Raw genomic sequence first — 16,067 nt, 5'->3', positions numbered from 1 at the left:
GCCTAAGGTTTGGCTTCACAGGCAGTAGGCAAAGGTATGAATTAGCATAAGCCTGTCCTCTTCATTCTGTATAAGCCCTAGTTGGACTACAAGCCACCAACTAAATCATGGTATGATGTTGGCAAATCAAATATTTTTACCTTGGTTCAAGTTTTGTGAGTCAATCGTTTGCTTTTTACATAGATGAGAGTGGGAGTCCTAAGCCAAATCCTAGGGACTCAGCTAGCCACTTTGCTGTTGGGGGAGTATTAGTCCGGCAAGATGATGAAAGCCTAATTCGTCTAAAAATTACAGATTTCAAAAAACGTTGGAAAATTGATGAACCTGTTGCTCTACATGGCAACGAAATCCGGAGTAGAAAGAAAAACTTTGCTTGGCTAGGACTTAAATCAAAAGATGAACAAAATCAGTTTTTGCAGGACTTAACAGATACAATTGTTGATTGTCCGATTATTGTTCATGGACCGGCATCGAGGGCAAGTCTAAGCATCACCCCATTTTGCAAATTGCTGACCTGTGCCTGTATCCTATCGCAAAGTCTAAAGAACAGCCTCAAAACCGTGCATTTCAGACACTTCTCCAACATCAGAAGCTAGTTGATGCAGTTTTAAAACCTGAGAGCCTTGAAACGATGGGAATAAAATACTACTGCTTTGATAATTCGTTTTAAAACACAAAAACCACCACCTTGGTATGGGCGGGGTTTAGTGCGGCAGTCATACGACTACCCCTGAGCCAAGCTCCAACCACATTCTACTCAATAAAGATAGCGTTAGTCAAGTATTTTACATTTTTTAATCTCTCCATGCTGTAATCTCCTCTTCTGCCTGACCAATCAGGCTATCTAGTTTTCCCGAGGCTAAATCGGCTTCAATTTGCTGGTCCCACATCTCATCGAGATAGTCTTGAAGCCACTTAGCCAAATCTCGAATGTCACATCTCAAGGGTGTTCTTCTATTATCACCAATCATGGCCGTCAGAGGCAACGGGAGGGGTTGAGTTTAGCGTGATGATTCAGGCACATCTCATTGTCTCCCTCTCTCACTCGTGTCATGGCTCCAGCCGTGACACGCTCCCCCGGAGGCTCTGCCTCCCGAGGGGAGTTGCACCGTCTCTCACGATTCTGGCTCTGTATTAATCTCCACTTCCTCTAAATCTTCATCAAAATGAACATAGAGGATATTGGGGCGACAGCAAACTTGGCAATCTTCCAGATAAGATTGCTGGCTACCGGCACTCCAATCCACAAAGGTGCTATTTTCTTCTCCACAATAGGCACAGTAATACGTCGCTGTATTTTGCATCCGTTAACGTCCTCCGTTACGCCCCCAGTTGTTCGCACTCTCGTTTCGTTACCTCATGACGGTAGCGGAACATATCCCGGAGGCGATCGCCCACAAACCACCCCATCAAGGGTTCAGAAACAGCCGCTAGGGGGATTTCATAGCGAATGCTGTCCGTCAGACGGGTTTGTCCATTGTCCTCGCTAAACTGGTGGCGATGTTGCCAATAATCCATCGGGCCCTCGATTTGTTCATCGGTAAACCGATAGGGGCGATCGCACTCCGTATGGCGAGCCAGCCACGTGACGGGAAGGGGGCCCAGATAAATCTTAAACTCCGTCATCGCTCCCACATCCAGGCCCCCCTCCCGTCGCACCACCTCAACTGGTTGCCAGGGAGGGGTTAGAATTTGCAAAATATCGGCCCGTTCATGAAACTGCCAGACGGTTTCAAGCGGTGCATTAATTAGGCTGGAATAGGTAAAATTCAGCATTAGTCCCTAAAATGGCGTGTCCTCAATCCTATCGCGATCGCCCCCATGGCTCAATCCACTCGTTCCCCCCTACAGTCCCTTTTCCTCTATCTCCTCCTAAGCCTCCTGGCCCTGTTGATGCTATTTCCCCTCCTCTGGCTCTTGAGTACTGCCCTCAAATCCCCCCAAGAGAATCTCTTTCAAATTCCCCCCCAATGGCTCCCAGAACAGCCTACCCTGGGAAACTTCATCCGGGTTTGGCAGAGTCAACCCTTTGGGCGCTATCTGTTTAATAGCACTTTGGTCGCCATCGGGACGGTTGTCTTCAACCTCCTGTTTTGTTCTCTAGCTGCCTATCCCCTGGCCCGATTACAATTTCACGGTCGAGATTTGATTTTTACTGCCATCGTCGCCACTTTGGCAATTCCTTTTCAAATTATCATGGTTCCCCTCTATGTCCTCGCCATTCAACTGGGATTAAATAACACCTATTTAGGCATCATGTTTCCCTATTTAGCCGGAGCATTTGGTATCTTTCTGCTGCGACAGGCCTTTGCCGCCGTACCTAAGGAATTAGAAGAAGCTGCCCGAATGGATGGTTGTTCAGAATTGGGGATTTGGGGCCGGATTATGCTGCCGGCTATTCGTCCCGCCCTCGTTACCTTAGCGATTTTTACCTTTATCGGCTCTTGGGGAGACTTCCTCTGGCCCCTAATTATTTTAGACCGCCCAGAACTCTATACTCTCCCCTTAGGAGTGGCACAACTATCTGGGGCATTTTCCCTAGATTGGCGCTTGATTGCAGCTGGGGCAATTATTTCCATTATACCTGTTTTAGTTGTCTTTATTTTAGTGCAGCGGTATATCATTTCCTCAAACGTCAGCAGTGGTATTAAAGGTTAGGGTTAGATCTCTCGGGGTCTAAGGTCTGGCAAGCCTATCGAAAAATGGCATTCTCTCAACGATTGGCTAAGGTTTTTAAAAGGGAAAATAGGCTGGTTGGATGGGGTTGCGATCGCCGACCTGGGGATTGACGTAAGCGATTATAGTCTGTCCAAAATTCTTGTTTTATATCTTCAATTTCTGCACTTTCACTAACAGACATTCGCAAAATAAAGCTTCCATCATCAGCTTGTTCTAAGGCTAAAATGGTACTTTTTGGTAGCTTGTTTGTGAGATGTTCAAGGCTTTTAACAAGAGATGGGAAACAAATCGGTTCCTTAAAAGTAAAATCGAGTGTTTTCTCCAAAGGATGGAGAATTAAAGCAAGTTCTCCAGGGTTTAAAAAATCTTTATCTGAAGCAGGATAGCGATGTAAAAAACAGTTTTTCCAGGTGTCATAATCACGATAAAAATATTTACAAATCGCCGTTTCCAGTTGTGTCAATGAGTCGATATGCCAATCTTGAAGACAAGTCCCACTCAGGTTAGCATTGTCAAAGTTGGTGCCATAGACTCGCACAGATTTGAGAAAGGCATAACTGAAATCGCTATCCTGACAGTTGGCTTGGCTGAGGTTGGCTTCGGTAAAACTGGTATGGGAGAGATTGGCCCGCTGAAGATTGGCTTTGGTGAGATCGCTGCGGCTGAGACAGGCCTGTTGCAGTTGAGTGTCCCGTAAGTCGGCCCGATAGAGGTTGGCCCGACAGAGATAGGCTTGTTGTAAATTGGCCTGTTGTAAGTTGGTCCGAAACAGATCCGCTTCGTAGAGATCGGCTTGGGATAAGTCGGCCCCTTGTAGATGGGCCAGGCTGAGAGAGGTTTTACCGAGAACCACTCGTCTCAGGTTTGCCCCTTGTAAGGGATAATTCCGTAAGTCCGCATCGTAAAGGTCTGGGATGAGATGAGGGTTGATGTCTCGCCATTGGTTCCAGGTTTCAACTCCCTGTCTCAGGATTGAGAGATGTTCTAGGTTCGCCATTAATCGCCGACTCTGCGTGTCTCTCTAGTAGTATCACAAAAAAAGTGGTGGCCTGTTGGCAGAGAGGGGGGCTTGTGGCCCAAAATAGGGCGAAATGGAGAGGATTGTTAGGAAATGCTAATTTTTCGTCGATGTTAAATCAGGGTTGGACGTATCGGGATCGCCTGGGTTCCCTCCCTCCAGGAACAACGGTGTTGGACTATTATGCCCAACGCTATCGCCATTCGACTCGCCAAATGTGGCGCGATCGCATCCTGGATGGCCAAATCCATCTCAATGATAAGCCCACAACGCCGGAAACACAGCTAGAGGCGGGCCAATGTCTCACCTATCATCGCCCCCCCTGGGATGAACCGGAGGTTCCCCTGAGGTTCGATCGCCTGGATGAGGATGAGGATATTTTGCTGCTGGGGAAACCCTCGGGCCTGCCGGTTCTTCCGGGGGCGGGGTTTTTGCAGCATACCCTTTGGTTTCAGCTACAACAAACCTATCCTGAGATTGCCCCGATTCATCGCTTGGGACGAGGAACGTCGGGAATTATGGTTTGGGGAAAATCTCCCCAGGGGCGATCGCAGTTGAATCAGCAACTTCGCCGTCGGCAGATGTTGAAGGTTTATCGGGCCTGGGTGGGGGATTGGTCTCATGGCGATCGCCTGACGATTAAGCAGCCGATTGGCAAACTCCCCCATCCCACTCTAGGAAGCGTCTATGGGGCCACGTCTAACGGCCGTTGGGCGGAAAGTCAGGTGGAAGTTTTGACTCGTTCTCCTGAGGGGGTTCTGTTAGAGGTGAGAATCCTCACGGGCCGACCGCACCAAATTCGCATTCATTTGGCGGCGGTGGGTCATCCTTTAGTGGGAGACCCTCTCTATTCTCCGGGCGGGGAGTTGAATTTAACCCTCAATCCTGAAACCCAAACCTATCCAGTTCCTGGGGATTGTGGCTATTTTCTCCATAGTTTTCGCTTGGGGTTTCATCATCCCACCTCGGGAGATTGGCGATGTTGGGATTGTCCTCCCCCTGACCGCTTGAAGTGATAGTTTTTGGGGAAAATTTAGGAAAAAATTCCTTGACTTTTTTGGCAACTTGACGTACCATTAAATCATGGGAAAATGTGCCGCCATATACATAGGGTCTCTGGCGGATTGCCTAAAAGCTGTTGAGTGAGAGAAAATGGCGTTTGGGGTCTGGCTGAGATACGTTGGGGTGCAGACATTAGAAGGGAACTTTGCCGGTTAGCATATCGCGATACATGAGAATCCCCCCTTTGAAGCTATAGAAGGGGTGGCCGAAGGTGGCGGGGACGTTTTTGCCGAAGATGGCATGACTTAGCCAGGCGCAAGGATAGCCGAATCCGGGGGCGATCGCCAAAGTCCACCAGGTTTGAGTGAGAATTGAGTAGAGAATGGCCCCGAGGGCGACGATAACGCCCAAGAGATGGAGTCGCCGACAAATGGGGTTTTCATGGGCTTCGAGGTAGTAGGGGTAAAAGGTTTCAAAGGAGGTGAATTTTTGGGTCATAAGAAGGGAACAGGGAATAGGGAACAGGGAACAGGGGGAAAGAAGGCCGTCGGTTGTTAGTCGCGGCGGGAGAAGAGTCCGAAGAGGGGGCCGAGGAGGGCCCCGAAGACGAAGCCTCCGGCGTGGGCCCAGTAGGCGACCATACTTTCGGCACCGCCGGCGTTGAGTTGGGCGTCTAGGGTGAGAACACTGTTGAAGGCTTGTTGTAAAAACCAAAAGCCAAGGAAGAAAATTGCTGGAATTCTTACGGTGAACCAGAAAAATCCCAGGGGGATTAGGGTTAAGACTTTGGCTTGGGGGAAACGGAAAATATAGGCCCCCATGACACCGGCGATCGCACCGCTGGCCCCGAGGGTGGGAATCATGGAACTGGTGTCGAAAATATATTGACTTAAGGCGGCGAGTACCCCACAGAGAAGATAGAAGGTCAAATAGCGAATATGACCCATCTCCTCTTCAATGTTATTGCCGAAAATCCACAGATAGAGCATATTAAAAATAACGTGGGGAATGCTCCCATGGAGAAACTGAGAGGTGACCAGGGTTAGGGGTTCGGGAACGAGGTCGCCGGTGGACCCCCCCTGCAAGGTCTCTGACAGTTGACCGGGGATAAAGGCAAAGTTTTGCAGGAGTTCTTGCAGTTCACTGGTTCCCAGACTCAGTTGGTAGATGAAGATGACAATGTTGGCGGTAATTAAAACATAGGTGACAATTGGGGTAATCTGTATGGGATTCTCGTCTTTTAAGGGAACCATGGAACCGTAAACCTTGATATAAATTGCGATCGCCGTCAATCCCTCAAGCCAGAGACTCTCATCTAGAGGAGTTAGAGGGTATCGCGGCGAGTCTCAAAGCTAATATTACCGTCTTGACTGAGTTGCGGTCGATGGTCTTGGGAACGGGGCCGGATAAACCAACGCAGGGGGGGAGGTGTGGGAGGGGTATAGTTTTGTTGGTAGCCATAACCGGCGGCTGGGGGTTGGTAGCCATAGCCGTCTCCGATTTGTTCGTTGGCCCGAATTGGTGGAACCGGGGGATTGTCTTGTTTCAGCATCTCCCAGTCGGGTTCGATGGTTTGTGGCTGAATGTCGGATTGGGAGTTGACGGCTGTTAGGCTGGGAGGTTCGGTTTGGGAAATTCCTTGACTGGCGGTTTCGATGATGGCTTTTCCCGCTTCGCTGAGGGTTGGGGTGGCGGCGGCGTTGAGGGGAATTAGGGGGAGGGAGAGGGAGGCCAGTACGGCGGCGACACGGCTGCGAGAGGCGGTGGGCCGGGGTTTGAGGATAAATCGTCCCCCTTGGACTTGCAGTTGTAGGGTGTCTTGTAAGCCGCGACGACAGAGGGCGTTGTTGATGGCACATTGCGATCGCGCCTGTTGTAAACTGGCTTGGGACCGAGAGGCGTTATCTCTGTGGTGGCGATAGTGATAGAGGGGTTCAGGGAGATGGTAAATTTCCGTCAGTTCTGAGATGCGTAAACAGAGGTCGTAGTCTTCGGCGTATTCAAAGGCGGGGTCAATTCCTCCGGCTTGGTTATAGATTTCCCGACGCATTAAGCGGAAGTGGAAGGTGATAAAGTCGGTGAGAAGGCGATCGCGACTGTAGGGAATCTGACAGCGATAGCCCAACCCTAGGGGGGTTCCTTGACTGTCAATGTCGAGATAGTCGCTGTAGACCATTCCCACTTGGGGATGTTTATCTAGGATAGCCGCTGTCTGTTCCAGGGCGTTGGGGAGTAGGATGTCATCTCGATCAATCCAGCCGAGATAGTCGCCGGTGGTGACTGCAATGGCGGCTTTGAGGGCTTTTCCTCGACCTTGGTGGGGGGCGGCGATAACTCGGACTCGCTCATCTTGGGCGGCCAGCGATCGCGCGATGTCCAAGGAGTCGTCGCTGGAACCATCGTCCCAAATTAAGAGTTCAAAGTCTCGATAGGTTTGTTGCAGAACACTCTCAATGGCCCGTTGGAGATAGTGGGAGGGATTGTAACTATTGAGGATGAGGGAAATTTTGGGGGACATGGTTAAACCCAGAGGTGAGGGGCGTTAGGGCAGATCCTAGCACAAGGGATTTAAGATGGGGGATCGCTGACTCGGGCGAGTTGAAGTTTGTTTAACGTCTCTTGCCGAAATTCTAAATCTGTTGCCAATTTTTGGGCCAGTTGACGGTACTCTGACTCTTGCTGGGCGATGGACTCGGGAGGAATTGGCCCGGGAAAGTGCTTAACGCTGGTTTGCGATCGCCGTGTTTTGCCATAATACAAGACAGGAACCTGATTTTTGTTCAGGGCCATCTGCACAAATTGCGGCGAGTTGATGGGAAAGCTATCTAAATAGATATCTCCCATCTCCCACCACAATGGCTGCTGTTGCCAATCCCCCGGTTTGACGAGTATTAACTGTTGACGGGACAGTTCAAAGTTTGCCCAAGTTTCAGACAGGCGATCGCGGCTAGAAATCCCCAGCTTCGACTGTTCATCGGTTTGGGATAACAACAGAAGCAACACCGATTGAGGACAAGATTGGATAATTCCTGCCCAAGTCTCCCGCAATTCAACAGTTAGGTCGTCGGGAGAAACCACCGTGACAAAAATAACTCGGGCTGAGGCGATATCTAGCCGTCCCTTAAGGTCTAAAATTTCTCCCTCTGGGACTTGACCTAAATGGGGAGTCGTGCTATGGTAAATGCTATGGGTTAGACCTGTAGGCAAAAAAGCCGTTTTATCCTCAGTTTCCCAGAGGGGTAAGTCCCAAAACGTCCTCTGAGAGCCGGCTAACTGATGTAACTCCAAGAAGGCGATCGCCCCAATTTCGCCCACGGAGTCTCCCCAAAATTGCAACTCATCTAAATTTTCCTCACGCAGCCGTTGGATTTGTCCCCGCAAGTCTCCCGGTAACTGAATCCAATCCCCAGCCGTCCAAGATTGTGGCGGCGGTTTCGGGGAATAGATAGGATGGTGGGATTTTGGCATCTGGCTGAGATAGGTTTCCAGATAAACTCCCGTTTTGCCGGAGTTTTGCGGGGAAACCTGCCAATCGAGACAATATCCTTGGGATTGGAGAAAGAATTGTAGGATTTGCCGCCGCTGCTGTAGAAGGTTGTCTAATGGCACATCATTATAATAGGTGGCCGACAGACTCACCTGCAAGGAATAGACTCGGGCCGCGTCTCGCCAGGGTTGCGGTTGCTCTTGAATCCGGGCCAGGAGATAGTCGGAGATGGCCATCAGTCCTTGAGTATAGGCCCTGGCTTCACCGCGATCGCACCATTGGGGGGTTTGCGACAACATCTGTTGCAACCAATCGGGCCATAGGGAGGGGGGAATCTCTTGCAAGTGCGATCGCCAATCCTGACATTGCCAATCTTCCTGTTGCAACCAATGCCATCTCGCCTGCTGTCGTATTTCCTCAGCAAAGATAGGATTTTGGGCAATCTTGAGCAAGAATCGCCGTTCATCAAACCTCCCCTCAGCCGCATTTTTCACCGTTTGTTGTCCGGGATGAAGACGAAACACCGCCAGGGGTTGGTCAACAAACCCCACCGAGAAGCGGGCCAACAGTCGCCACCACAATTCCACATCCACCAACTGAGATAAGTCTGTATCAAACCCTCCCACTTGCTTCACGGCCGATGTCCGCAAGAGAACCGCCGTGGGTTCGCCAATTTTATTGAGGGGAAACTCCCAGAGTCGACCATCGGCCAACAGACTCACCCCCCTTTGACGAGACTGTAACTGACTCCACCCCCGATGAATCTCCTGACAATGTTGCCAAAGAATCTGCAAAATGGGAATGTCTTGGGCCTGGGGGGAGATGTCTAGGCGACGGACGCAAAATATCAAGGCTAAATCCCGGTCAGTTTCCCCCAAGTTGACCAGTTGGCGAATACAATCGGGGTCTAGGCGATCGTCTTGAAAGAGGAATTTCAGATAAACTCCCCTAGCCTTCTCAATACAGAAATTCCAATTCTGCACCATCCCCAACTGGGAATGGCGATAAAGGCGACAGGGATGAGGGGAGTTGGCCCTGAACTCCTCTAACATATCCAGGGTGGCATCTTCCGAGCCATCGTCGGATAGGAGAATCTCTAAATTAGGATAGGTTTGCTGGGAAAGACTGGCTAAGGCCTCGGCTAAAAACGCTTCGCCGTTGTAGGTGGGAAGGCAAACCGTCACCAGAGGAGGGGGTGATGGAGGAAGATTAGGGTCAAAGGAGGACGTCACTGGAAAGTTGAACTCCCGTTTGAAAGGCTTTTTTTTGGGCGCACCTTTTCCATCGTTTTTATAATACCGGTCAAGTTGTCAATCTGTCAACCCCAATTTCCAGAAAATCCAGGGAATTAGTCCCCATTCTTTGAGGTAAACCAATCGACTCCGACATCGACTAAGACAAGAAGGAGAACAGCATAGATCAGAATACTGATAAATGTCGTCACGAGGAGAGGCCGACGTTTCATTCCCAGAAATTTAAGGGTGATGGCCATGGCCCAAACCCCCGTCCAGGGTGTCATAATGAATACGAACCAGCCTCCCCAACGGTCGAGATAGCGAATGACTCGTTCTGAACGCAGACGCTTGAACAGCCGACGGATGCGAGGAAAACGAAGCAATTGCTCATAGAGAAATTCGATGAGCAACACCGGAGAAAAATTTCCGAACACCGGCCAGAGAACTGACGACAGAGAATCCAAGCCGAGGGCCATCGCCAAGGGAACAGCGATGTAGATTTCCGCCAGAGGGAAAAAGCCCACAAACCAAGCTGTAGCTACCTTTTCAATGTAGTCAATCATCCTTAATCCCGAAACCCGTATCCATCATCCTGAGAAGGCAGTCTTGCCTCTGGGGTACGACCTTTGGAAAATCGTATAAAATCAAGTCAGCCCTGTTTATTCTAATGATACTATCATGAAGTCTTCACTCGCGAAGCCATCCAATCACCTCATTTTAGGATTTCGGGCCTTGAGTGATCCCTTGCGCTTGCAGATTATTGAGCATCTGTGCGATCGCGAACTTTGCGTCTGTGAATTGTGCGATCGCCTCAACACCCCCCAATCAAAACTCTCCTTTCATCTCAAAGTCTTAAAAGAGGCACAACTGGTACATCCTCGACAAGATGGCCGCTGGATTTACTACCGCCTCAACCTCGCTCAAGTCCTACAGTTAGAAAAGTTCCTGCAAAGCCTGAATACCTCGACTGCGCAGATTCGCGCCTCCCACTGTCCTTGATAGTCAAGCTTTTTCAATATCTCCAAATTTTGGCAAATGGCAGCAACTTTAAGTTTTAACATACAATTCAGGTTACCAACAGACTAACTAGCAGCAACCTTAAACCCCAGTTTATCACACATTTATCACAACATCAGGGTTCAAGTTTCCGGCATAAAATCCTAGAATAACCACCTTGTTTGACTTCAGAAAATATGTTTACCATATTACACCTTCAACTAAACAACCTCTTTTCGTACTGGAACAATCTATCATTTCGTCAAAGAGGAACCCTGATTATTAGCATACCCATAGCCTGTTTAATTATTACGCTCATTGCCTTTAGCTGGATCAAAAATACCGCCGTTGCTGCTCAAGAATATGTTGAGCATACTCAGCAAGTCCGCTATGAAGCCAATCAGCTTTTGATACAGCTTTTAAATGCAGAAACCGGCATTCGTGGCTATGGAATCACCCGTCAACTTCAGTTTTTAGAACCCTATCAACAGGTGATTTTTGAAATTCCACAAACTCTGTATAATATGGAAACTTTGGTCGAAGATAATGAACGACAACTCGCTCAAGTTCATGTTATTCAAGAAGTAGCACGGGAAACAATCAACTTTTTTAGAGACAAACTCTATCAAATCGATAGTCAAACCGAGGAAGTCTTAGAAACCTCAGAAATTCGTCTGATGGTTCGTGGAAAACATTTAATGGATGAGGCCCGAGCAGAAATTGCCGTTTTTGTTAGAGAAGAAGAACGATTACTGGAACAACGACAACTCGCCTCAAGAGAGCGACAAGACATTATTGAGATAGCGATTTTCATCGAGGCGAGTGTTGGGATTTTAAGTGGTTTTTTAGCACTTTACTTATTTTTTAAGCTTGATGAAGAGCTAAAAAATCGTGAATTACGACTCCTAGAAAGTGCTAAATTATCCAACAAGCAAGCCAAAGAGCTTTCAACGACCTTAGATCAGCTCAAACAAACCCAATCTAGCTTAATTCATAGTGAAAAAATGTCTAGCTTGGGGCAAATGGTTGCAGGGATTGCGCATGAGATCAATAATCCCATTAGTTTTATTCACGGAAACTTGTTTCACCTTAAAGAGAGCCAGGATGAACTATTAGAATCCTTGAAAGAGTTATTAAGCCAGGAAGATTTGCCCACAACAGTGCGCGATCGCCTAGAAGAGCTTGACTTAGAGTCTATTGAAGAAGATTCCCATAAACTTTTTAGATCCATGCACAATGGAAGTGAGCGAATCCGGGATATTGTCAAATCCCTACGAAGTTTTTCTCGCTTAGATGAAGCTGACAAAAAAACAATTGACATCCATCAAGGTATTGAAGATTCCTTGCTAATTCTTGGACATAAACTCAGCGATATTACAATTGAAAAACACTATGGAGATTTACCTCAAATTGAATGTTTCGCGGGTGAAATAAATCAAGTCTTTATGAATGTACTTAGTAACGCTGTCGATGCTATAAAAGAGTCACGAGAACTTGGAACTATCACAATTATCACTGATTTTTCGGATTGCCAAGAATCGGATTCTAGTGGTGTTACCATCGACATCAAAGATACCGGAGTCGGCATTGATGAAACTATAAAAGATAAGATTTTTAACCCATTTTTTACCACCAAAGCCGTCGGAGAAGGAACGGGACTCGGATTAGCAATTAGCTACCAAATCCTCCATCGTCATCAAGGTGATATTACGATAGACTCTGTATTAGGAGAAGGAACTCATGTCCATATCTTTATTCCCCTAACGACAGCTAAGCCAACGACGGCCAGCTAATCGATAGTCATCATTTGGTCATATTGATCCTTTAAGCTAAACTTGAGCTTAATCAGATCAGGGTAATCCATCCCCCTGACTCGATCGCAAGCATCACAATCAGATTACTCAGAAATTAACCCCGATGAAACCCTCTTTCAAAATTGCAGTCTTAGCTTCATTTGCTTTCCTCACTGCGTCCGCAGCCAGTCAGGCCTTACAGTCTTCAGCCTCTCCCAAACCCAACAACCGGCTTCATGTAGAAATTGAAGACTTAAACCAAGATAATCTCTCCCAAGCTAGCATGTTTAACAAAGATAGTGATAGCGACCAAGACTATGACCAAGACTATGACCAAGACTATGATCAAGACTATGACTACGACCATGATTCCAAAACTCCTTCAAGTCGCTATCGTCGCATGAGACGCTAAACCGCCTCACCCCCCTTCAACCCGTCCTCTAAGCCAGCAAGATATCCCGCCAGTTGGCTTAGAGGAATCCTCGTTGTTGTTTCCATCCCACTCCCATGAGAACCTTCGCTAATCTGCTTCATCCCATCTCCCCGTCAGACTTTATTGACCAATACTGGACTCAGAAAGCTATTCTTATTTCCGACAACAATCCCAGCAAATTTGCAGATTTATTTTCCTGGGAGAGTCTCAACCAAATTCTTAATTTATATCCCTTAAAATCCCCAGAAATTCGCCTATCTCAATCCGGAAAAAAATTCCAACCTATCCAAACTGCACGAGATATCATAAAAGCCTGTCAATCTGGAGCCACATTGGTCGTCGATCGCCTGCATCAAAAAAACGAAAATATTGCCAAACTCGCCGAACAACTCCGCCTTGAACTTGGACATCGAATCCAAGTTAATAGTTATAGTTCTCCAGGAAGACAGCAAGGATTCACCTGTCATTATGACTCCCATGAAGTGTTTATCCTACAAATTGCTGGACAGAAACACTGGCGAGTTTTTTTCGAGAATTTTCCCTATCCCATATCTGAAACCCCCTCCTCTCAATTCACACCACCTGAGGGAAACCCCTATCTTGAACAAACCCTAAATCCTGGTGAATTACTATATATTCCTCGGGGACATTGGCATGATGCGATCGCCGTCGCCGAACCCTCCTTACATCTAACCCTAGGAATTGATGGGCCGACGGGACTTGACTTTAGTGATTGGCTCACCGAACAGTTACAAACCTCACCTCAATGGCGACAAACCCTACCATTTTTAACCCCAAATAATCGCTCAGCTTGTCGAGAACATCTACAGAAACTGATAAAAACTTGGCAACAACAAATTGAAGAAGACAGTCTTATCGAACGCTATCTTGATGAACAATGTTCAAAAGGTCAACCCTCACGACAATTCAGTTTTCCCGCTCAACTGAGTCATCCCCAATTTCCCGACGGACTCTTCACTCAATTTTATCGTCCCCAGCAACCCGTTCTTATCGAAATCAATTCTAAAATTGGAGGCTACACCGTCAAAACCGGTGAAAAAAAGATTGCCTTAGCAGGATTAGATCTCAGCCGCTTAGAAAAACTCTTTACTTCGGAGAACTTTACTGGCTTAGATGTGCAAACTTGGTTGGCTGACTTTGACTGGGAGACGGAAATTGTGCCTCTCTTAACTCAACTGGTTCAAAACGGAATTCTGCTCGTTGTCTCTTCTTAACTTCCCTCAGATATCAGCGGATAACGCCGATCAATTTCCTCAACGAGCCAACCGCCAAACTGATATAAGAAGTCAATAATTTTCTCCGGAGAGTCAATGGGGTTAATGGCCCAAATTAAGACTTGCCGCATTAATGATTTTTGGTTTGGATAATAATGGCTAAACCGTTCATAACAGGGATGCAAATCCCTTGTAAAACACTGATCTCGTTCCATGACGATTTCGAAGCCTGAACGGAGAATGCGTTTCATACTCCATTGACAGAGTTTGCGGATATAGGCTTGCTGCTGAAGCCGATTTGAGGGGTTTGGGGGAAGAGCTAATAAATCCTCAATTAACTGGTTTAGATCCGCTTCTAAGTCAAAACTATGATGAATGCAGGTCATATCGGGGCGAACCTTAGGCAAATCTTCAACTATATCTTGTCCCCAAATACAGACAGCTTGAGTAGCGATTAACATTCGCAAATTATCGTAACTATGATCCGTTAAATCTAAAAGGCGATCGCCGGAAATTACAGAAAATTCCACACCACGACAAAAGGGATAATGACGAGATATCTGTTGATTGAGTTTTTTAAACCAGCGGCGATCGCACTCTCGATGATCTCCAGATACCACCGCCAAACTATCAACATCAGAATGATTGAAAATGGCTTGTCCTACCGCTATAGAACCGCGAATATAGACTCCCATAACCCGATTCAGCCAAGCCATCACATAGGCTGACGCCACATCATCAACGAGCGATCGCCAGGGTTCAACAATCTTTTCCAAACTCACCCGACGCACTAAATATCCTTGCGCATCAACGGGTAATATTGAGCCAATTGGTAAGATTTTATTCATGAGCATAAAAAGTTTTAATTTTAGTTAATTATAGCATGATTTCAATTAAAATAAAAAATATAAACCATTTTAAATCCTGTCATATTTCCGTCATTATTTTGAATTAACGTAAATATAGTCCATTTTATAAAGCAAATTATGCGAGTTAGCCTAACAATTTTGGCGACATCCGCTTTACTGGCCAGCATCACACCAGCCAGCCTAGCCCAAGTCCCAATCGAATCCGTCACCCAAGGTCGTGGTGTGACCATTTCAGGAACCGTTCGCTGCATCGTTGGTAACGACTTTATTCTCGATGATGGAACCGGAGAAATCATTGTGGATGCTGGTCCTCTACGCTGGCATCGACTAGACTTACAACAGGGAGAACAAGTCACTGTCCTGGGTAGGCCGGGTGAACATGACTTTGATGCCATTCAGATTATTCGTAGTAATGGAGAGGTGTTGAACCTTCGTCCCGCCTCGGGCCGACCCCCTTGGGCTGGCGGACGTCGTAATCCTAACTTCCCCAATCCTAACCCAGGTGCTTAAGGTGATAGTAATGTTGAATAAGCACATTTGAACGACTTCCCCGAAACTCTCATTTTCAAACTTCTGAAAAAAGAGTTTTGGGGTTCATTCTCTTTTTTAAAATCATCAAATATCCTAACATAAAGCTATGCGAATTTTAGTAGTGGAAGATGATATGGAGCAACGAGAACCAATCCAGTTTGTTTTGAAACAGAGCGGACATATTGTTGACGCTGTTGACGATGGAACCACCGCTCAATGGCTAATTGAAGAGACCGACTATGACTTATTGATTTTAGATTGGATGCTACCGGGACAAGATGGAATCGATATTTGTAAACAGTATCGGAAACTGGGAAAAACCGCTCCCGTCTTGATTTTAACCGCCAAAGATACCACCGCCGATAAAGTTCTGGGACTCGACGGAGGAGCTGATGATTATTTAGTCAAACCCATCGACCTCGAAGAACTACTGGCTAGAGTACGAGCCTTACGGCGGCGATCGCCACTCTGGATCGGCGATCGCCTAGAAGTATCTGGCCTTTCCTTATCCCTCGACACCATGACCCTCACCTGGCAACATCAAGACCTTTCTCTAAAAACCCGAGACTTCCAACTTTTAGAATATCTCATGCGTCATCCCCAGCAAGTTCTCAGCCATCAGCAAATCGAGCAAGCACTCTGGGAATGGGGAGAAGAACCCGAAAGTAACGCCGTCGTCTCTCGTATCAAACGGCTACGTCAAACCCTACGAGAACTGGCGATCGACTCTTGGATTCAAACCATCTATGGAATGGGATATCGCTTTGAACCCCCACAACCAAAATAACC

Annotated in this window: 19 protein-coding genes; 9 read left to right on the top strand and 10 right to left on the bottom strand. The window is 47.2% G+C overall.

Translation table 11 applies throughout. The annotated features are described in order from the left end of the window. Nucleotides 1-155 precede the first annotated feature (155 nt). A complete protein-coding gene (locus NEA10_RS19165; protein WP_252662940.1) occupies nt 156-596 on the top strand; it encodes a DUF3800 domain-containing protein in 441 nt (146 codons plus the stop codon). A gap of 198 nt (nt 597-794) precedes the next feature. On the opposite strand, the gene NEA10_RS20925 is transcribed toward NEA10_RS19165, so the two are convergent. The 3 genes from NEA10_RS20925 to NEA10_RS19155 all read right to left on the bottom strand — a co-directional run bounded on the left by NEA10_RS20925 (nt 795) and on the right by NEA10_RS19155 (nt 1,776). Next, the gene (locus NEA10_RS20925) at nt 795-923 is read right to left on the bottom strand and encodes a hypothetical protein (RefSeq protein ID WP_258719046.1); all 129 of its coding nucleotides are present in this window, start codon (nt 921-923) and stop codon (nt 795-797) included. Nucleotides 924-1,115: 192 nt separating this feature from the next. Beyond that, nucleotides 1,116-1,304, bottom strand: coding sequence for a CPXCG motif-containing cysteine-rich protein (locus NEA10_RS19160; RefSeq protein WP_252662939.1), 189 nt, complete (start codon nt 1,302-1,304; stop codon nt 1,116-1,118). A 16-nt stretch (nt 1,305-1,320) separates the two neighbouring features. Next, on the bottom strand, nt 1,321-1,776 hold the full coding sequence (locus tag NEA10_RS19155) for an SRPBCC family protein (RefSeq protein ID WP_252662938.1): 456 nt from the start codon (nt 1,774-1,776) through the stop codon (nt 1,321-1,323). A gap of 45 nt (nt 1,777-1,821) precedes the next feature. On the opposite strand from NEA10_RS19155, the gene NEA10_RS19150 reads away from it, so the two are divergent. After that, nucleotides 1,822-2,658 (top strand): carbohydrate ABC transporter permease, encoded by an 837-nt coding sequence (locus NEA10_RS19150; RefSeq protein WP_252662937.1) that lies wholly within the window; start codon nt 1,822-1,824, stop codon nt 2,656-2,658. A gap of 55 nt (nt 2,659-2,713) precedes the next feature. Here NEA10_RS19150 and NEA10_RS19145 read toward each other — a convergent pair whose 3' ends face one another. After that, complete coding sequence (locus NEA10_RS19145; RefSeq protein ID WP_252662936.1) at nt 2,714-3,676, bottom strand: pentapeptide repeat-containing protein; 963 nt, start codon at nt 3,674-3,676, stop codon at nt 2,714-2,716. 131 nt (nt 3,677-3,807) lie between these two features. On the opposite strand from NEA10_RS19145, the gene NEA10_RS19140 reads away from it, so the two are divergent. Further along, the gene (locus NEA10_RS19140) at nt 3,808-4,713 is read left to right on the top strand and encodes an RluA family pseudouridine synthase (RefSeq protein ID WP_252662935.1); all 906 of its coding nucleotides are present in this window, start codon (nt 3,808-3,810) and stop codon (nt 4,711-4,713) included. Nucleotides 4,714-4,891: 178 nt separating this feature from the next. On the opposite strand, the gene NEA10_RS19135 is transcribed toward NEA10_RS19140, so the two are convergent. The 5 genes from NEA10_RS19135 to NEA10_RS19115 all read right to left on the bottom strand — a co-directional run bounded on the left by NEA10_RS19135 (nt 4,892) and on the right by NEA10_RS19115 (nt 9,984). Beyond that, a complete protein-coding gene (locus tag NEA10_RS19135; protein WP_252662934.1) occupies nt 4,892-5,197 on the bottom strand; it encodes an Mpo1-like protein in 306 nt (101 codons plus the stop codon). Nucleotides 5,198-5,253: 56 nt separating this feature from the next. After that, nucleotides 5,254-5,952 carry a rhomboid family intramembrane serine protease gene (locus NEA10_RS19130; RefSeq protein ID WP_252662933.1) on the bottom strand — a complete coding sequence of 233 codons (699 nt, stop codon included), beginning with the start codon at nt 5,950-5,952 and terminating at the stop codon, nt 5,254-5,256. A gap of 71 nt (nt 5,953-6,023) precedes the next feature. Next, nucleotides 6,024-7,217: a glycosyltransferase gene (locus tag NEA10_RS19125; protein WP_252662932.1), complete on the bottom strand. Its 1,194-nt coding sequence runs from the start codon at nt 7,215-7,217 to the stop codon at nt 6,024-6,026. 50 nt (nt 7,218-7,267) lie between these two features. Beyond that, a complete protein-coding gene (locus NEA10_RS19120) occupies nt 7,268-9,370 on the bottom strand; it encodes a glycosyltransferase family 2 protein (RefSeq protein ID WP_252662931.1) in 2,103 nt (700 codons plus the stop codon). Nucleotides 9,371-9,534: 164 nt separating this feature from the next. Further along, entirely contained in the window at nt 9,535-9,984 is a 450-nt protein-coding gene (locus NEA10_RS19115; RefSeq protein ID WP_252662930.1) for a small multi-drug export protein, read from the bottom strand. Between the two features lie 115 nt (nt 9,985-10,099). Between NEA10_RS19115 and NEA10_RS19110 the strand changes: the two genes are divergently transcribed. The 4 genes from NEA10_RS19110 to NEA10_RS19095 all read left to right on the top strand — a co-directional run bounded on the left by NEA10_RS19110 (nt 10,100) and on the right by NEA10_RS19095 (nt 13,878). After that, complete coding sequence (locus NEA10_RS19110; RefSeq protein ID WP_252662929.1) at nt 10,100-10,420, top strand: ArsR/SmtB family transcription factor; 321 nt, start codon at nt 10,100-10,102, stop codon at nt 10,418-10,420. A 194-nt stretch (nt 10,421-10,614) separates the two neighbouring features. Beyond that, on the top strand, nt 10,615-12,210 hold the full coding sequence (locus NEA10_RS19105; RefSeq protein WP_252662928.1) for a CHASE3 domain-containing protein: 1,596 nt from the start codon (nt 10,615-10,617) through the stop codon (nt 12,208-12,210). A gap of 124 nt (nt 12,211-12,334) precedes the next feature. Further along, the gene (locus NEA10_RS19100; protein WP_252662927.1) at nt 12,335-12,622 is read left to right on the top strand and encodes a hypothetical protein; all 288 of its coding nucleotides are present in this window, start codon (nt 12,335-12,337) and stop codon (nt 12,620-12,622) included. Nucleotides 12,623-12,717: 95 nt separating this feature from the next. Next, nucleotides 12,718-13,878: a cupin domain-containing protein gene (locus NEA10_RS19095; RefSeq protein ID WP_252662926.1), complete on the top strand. Its 1,161-nt coding sequence runs from the start codon at nt 12,718-12,720 to the stop codon at nt 13,876-13,878. Here the strand turns inward: NEA10_RS19095 and NEA10_RS19090 are convergent. Then, nucleotides 13,875-14,726, bottom strand: coding sequence for a nucleotidyltransferase (locus NEA10_RS19090; RefSeq protein WP_252662925.1), 852 nt, complete (start codon nt 14,724-14,726; stop codon nt 13,875-13,877). The two genes, NEA10_RS19095 and NEA10_RS19090, sit on opposite strands and share 4 nt — an antisense overlap. Before the next feature lie 138 nt (nt 14,727-14,864). Here NEA10_RS19090 and NEA10_RS19085 point away from each other — a divergent pair, with 138 nt between their 5' ends. Then, entirely contained in the window at nt 14,865-15,257 is a 393-nt protein-coding gene (locus tag NEA10_RS19085; RefSeq protein WP_252662924.1) for a DNA-binding protein, read from the top strand. 127 nt (nt 15,258-15,384) lie between these two features. Further along, a complete protein-coding gene (gene rppA, locus NEA10_RS19080; RefSeq protein ID WP_252662923.1) occupies nt 15,385-16,065 on the top strand; it encodes a two-component system response regulator RppA in 681 nt (226 codons plus the stop codon). Nucleotides 16,066-16,067 lie beyond the last annotated feature (2 nt).

The sequence above is a fragment of the Phormidium yuhuli AB48 genome (assembly GCF_023983615.1).
GTDB classification, from domain to species: Bacteria; Cyanobacteriota; Cyanobacteriia; order Cyanobacteriales; family Geitlerinemataceae; genus Sodalinema; species Sodalinema yuhuli.
Note: the sequence above shows the minus strand (reverse complement) of the source record. Positions and strands in the feature narration are given on the sequence as shown.